This window comes from Micropruina sp., from assembly GCF_027492755.1.
In the GTDB taxonomy this organism is placed as follows: domain Bacteria; phylum Actinomycetota; class Actinomycetes; order Propionibacteriales; family Propionibacteriaceae; genus Micropruina.
This window is the reverse complement of sequence record NZ_JAPUED010000031.1, coordinates 1-3,565: the sequence shown is the minus strand read 5'-3', so window position 1 is coordinate 3,565 and position 3,565 is coordinate 1. Positions and strand designations below refer to the sequence as shown.

Below are 3,565 nucleotides of genomic sequence, written 5' to 3'. Positions count from 1 at the left end.
AACTAGTTAGGGAGGGCCTTTTCGTGCGGACTGGAGGGGTGAGGAGGCTTGTGGGAGGTGGTTTGACGTCGAGGTAGGAGAGTTGAGTCGACTGCGCTCAACTCTGGAATATACTGGGTGGCGAGCCGGTTGGACCGGCTAGGAAAACCGCACGAGTGCCAGTTCAGAGCAAAGGAGTGATGTGACCATGGCACGCACCTTCGATCCTTTCCGCGACCTCGACCGTTGGTTCTCCGACGTCGCCCGGACGCCGGCCAGCGCCGCGATGGCGATGGACCTGTACAAGGAAGGGGACAACTTCGTGGCCCGGCTCGACCTTCCGGGGGTCGACCCGTCCACCATCGACGTGGACGTCGACGAGCGCACCCTCACCATTCGGGCCGAGCGCAGCAGCGATGCCGTCGAGGGCGAGCAGCGCTGGCTGGTGCGCGAGCGTCCGGTCGGCACCTTCGCCCGGCAACTCACGCTGGGCTACGGGGTCGCGCTCGACCGCATCGCCGCCGACTACCGCGACGGCGTCCTGACCCTGACCATCCCGGTCGCCGAGGAAGCCAAGCCGCGCAAGATCGCGGTCGCGCACACCGGTGGCGCCACCCAGATCGAGGGCTCCGTCGAAGAAGCCTGACCTGCAACGGCCTGATCGAGCCGCGCGAGTCTCGAAGAAGCGCGCGACAGGCGGCGATGTCACAGCTGGCCCGACCGGATGATCTCCGGCCGGGCCAGCTGGTGTCCGAGGACGAGGTCGCGGAGTTCAGCCGGCGGGCACGGGCTGCTGGACGAGCTGCGACGGTTTGAGGTTCGTCCAGAGCCGGGCGATCAGCCCGACGACCATGCTGAGGAGCGCGAACAGGGCGATGCTGAACGCGGTCAGATAGCCGGTCCCGGGCGGTGAATCCCAGTTCGCCTCGCTGAAGCCGATCATCACCATGTAGTCGGTCAGTAGGTGGCCGAGGCTCGGCGCTGTCACGGCCAGCGCCACGAGAATGACTCGGATCCCGTTGCCGGCTGGGAGGGACGTCGGGCTGGCGGTGAGCAGGACGATTGCGCCGACGAAGCCGGCGACGTCCATCAGCAGGACTGTGATGCCGACGGCCGCTGGAGTCTCGGCGGGAGGCCAGATGAACGCGACGGTGGCGACCAGGGCGAGCCAGAGGTTGAGCAGGCCCGGTAGCGAGGCCAACAGGATCCGTATGCGGCCTCGGATGCCCCGGTTGCGGACCAGCATCAGCCAGGCGACCCCGAGCAGCAGCAGAGCGACCGCGTTGAGCCCGTTCACCGTCTGCTGCAAGGGTGACTCCAGCCAGCTGGAGATCGGGAAGCCGTCGCCGTGATCCATCGCCTCGTGACAGGCTTTGCTGAAATCCCATTCGTGCGGAGTGGGGTCGAACTGAGTGCCCTCGAGCATCGATCCGGCACAGGGCACCCAGCCGAGGTAAGTCACCCACACGACCACGCCCGACGCGGCGATCAATAGCAACTCGGTGAGCAGGAAACCACCCGCACGAGGTCGGTGGTTCTGTCGACCCTCTTTCATGCGCGCGAGCGTAGCGTGCGATGACTATCGCCGGTCTAGGCCGTCGAGACCTCGGCCCACCGGCCTGATCAGGGCTCGACTCGAGAAGCTCGATCAGCGGCGGGCTCTACGAGACGACGTTCGGTACCGCGCCGCCGTAACGCCGGTCGCGGGAGGCGTACAGCTCGATCGCCCGCCACAGGTCGCGACGGTCGAAATCGGGCCACAGCCGGTCGAGAAACACCATCTCGGCGTAGGCCGACTGCCAGACCAGGAAGTTGGACGTCCGCTGCTCGCCCGAAGACCTGACGAAGAGATCGACATCGGGGATCTCAGGTTCGTCGAGGAACTTCCGGAACGACTTCTCGGTCAGATGATCGGGGTCGAGCCGTCCGGCCTGGGCGGCCTTCGCGATCGCGCGGGCGGCGTCCACGATCTCGGCGCGTCCGCCGTAGTTGACGCAGAACTGCAGGGTGAGGACGGTGTTGTCGCGGCTCTGTTCCTCGGCCTCTTCGAGTTCGCGGATCACCGAGCGCCACAGCTTCGGACGCCGTCCGGCCCAGCGGATGCGGACGCCCATCGCGTCCAGTTGGTCGCGGCGACGGTGAATCACGTCGCGGTTGAAACCCATCAGCCAGCGCACCTCGTCGGGCGAGCGTCGCCAGTTCTCGGTCGAGAACGCATAGGCGGACAGATACTTCAGACCGATCTCGATGGCACCCTCGATCACGTCGAAGAGCGAGTCCTCGCCGCGCGCGTGGCCCTCGGTGCGGGGCAGGTTGCGGGCCTTGGCCCAGCGGCCGTTGCCGTCCATCACGATCGCGACGTGCTCGGGGATCGCCTTCCGCGGCAACTGCGGCGGACGGGCGCCGCTGGGGTGAGGTATCGGCGGACGGACGGGCTTCGGCACGTCCGCAGACTACCGGTCGGGCGCCCGGTGGCGGGCGGACGGCCTGGGGTAATGTCACTGGCCTCACAGCGAGAGGCGGGATGTGGAGCCGGTGTGGCAGTCGGGCGGCGTCGCGGTCGCGGGCAGCGTGCACGCCGCGATGGGAGCCGTCGTTCGCGACGCGCTGAGCAAGCGGGCCGGTGACACGCTGGCCACCAACACCGAGCTGCGCGAATCGCTCGGCGTCGGCATGGGCACCGTGCAACGGGCACTGGAGTTGCTGGCTGAGCGGGACGCGCTGCGCACCGTGTCACGGGGCCACCTCGGACGCCGGATCGAGTCGATCGACATCGGGCAGTGCTGGCAGGCGGCCGGGCTACCGCCGGTGCGGATCCTGCTGTCCCGGCCGGGCTCGATCGAGATCGACTCGCTGGAGACCACCATCGGTGACGAACTCGGACGCCTCGGTGTGCCGTCCACGCTGCGCCACCTGGCCGGCGGCAACCAACGCCTGGATCTGGTCGGACGCGGCGACCACGACCTGACCGTGGTCTCCGCGGGCACCTTCGACGGGCTGGTGGGCGCCGGGCAACCGGCTTTCGTCACGCAGCGCCGGTTGGCGCCCGGCACCTACTACGACCCGGCACGGCTGGTGGTGCTGAGCAGCGCCAAGGCGCCCGTCGACCCGGACCGGGTGGCCATCGACACCGAGTCGTTCGACCACGAAGCGCTGACCCTGGCCCAATTCCCGCCTCGGCCGGGCCGGCAGTATGTGGAGATGCCCTACCCCGATGTGCCCGCGTTCGTGCTGGCCGGCGTGGTCGACGTCGGCATCTGGCACCTCACCAGTTCGGCTGTGCCGGTGGAACTCGCCGGTCTCGGCGTCCGCCAGATGCAGGGGGCGGGGGCGATCGCCGCCCGGGACCGGCTCTCCGGTGCCACGATCGCGACCTGGACGGGACGCCCCGAACTGCGTGCAGTGCTGGACGCGATCCGGTTCGACGGCTTGGCGGCGGCCCGGGCGTCCGCGATCGAACTGGAGCGGGCCAGCGCCGAGCGCCTGCGGCGTGCCCTCGGGGGCGACTAATCGCTTCCCACCACTCGCCGTTGGTTGAGCTTGTCGACGCTTGCGGGTTGAGCTTGTCGACGCTTGCGGGTTGAGC

4 protein-coding genes are annotated in these 3,565 nt (G+C 68.6%); 2 read left to right on the top strand and 2 right to left on the bottom strand.

Annotated features, from left to right (window positions below):
• Positions 1–187: 187 nt before the first annotated feature.
• Complete coding sequence (locus Q0066_RS01840) at positions 188–625, top strand: Hsp20/alpha crystallin family protein (RefSeq protein ID WP_298129483.1); 438 nt, start codon at positions 188–190, stop codon at positions 623–625.
• Between the two features lie 126 nt (positions 626–751).
• Here Q0066_RS01840 and Q0066_RS01835 read toward each other — a convergent pair whose 3' ends face one another.
• Positions 752–1,534 carry a hypothetical protein gene (locus tag Q0066_RS01835; protein WP_298129482.1) on the bottom strand — a complete coding sequence of 261 codons (783 nt, stop codon included), beginning with the start codon at positions 1,532–1,534 and terminating at the stop codon, positions 752–754.
• Between the two features lie 106 nt (positions 1,535–1,640).
• Entirely contained in the window at positions 1,641–2,423 is a 783-nt protein-coding gene (locus tag Q0066_RS01830) for an isoprenyl transferase (protein ID WP_298129481.1), read from the bottom strand.
• A gap of 91 nt (positions 2,424–2,514) precedes the next feature.
• Between Q0066_RS01830 and Q0066_RS01825 the strand changes: the two genes are divergently transcribed.
• Positions 2,515–3,489: a YhfZ family protein gene (locus Q0066_RS01825; RefSeq protein ID WP_298129480.1), complete on the top strand. Its 975-nt coding sequence runs from the start codon at positions 2,515–2,517 to the stop codon at positions 3,487–3,489.
• Positions 3,490–3,565: the final 76 nt, after the last annotated feature.

Bases quoted from the DNA above. Each gene is read 5' to 3' on its own strand.
- Q0066_RS01840 (WP_298129483.1), top strand. From the start codon at position 188: ATGGCACGCACCTTCGATCCTTTCCGCGACCTCGACCGTTGGTTCTCC.
- Q0066_RS01835 (WP_298129482.1), bottom strand. From the start codon at position 1,534: ATGAAAGAGGGTCGACAGAACCACCGACCTCGTGCGGGTGGTTTCCTG.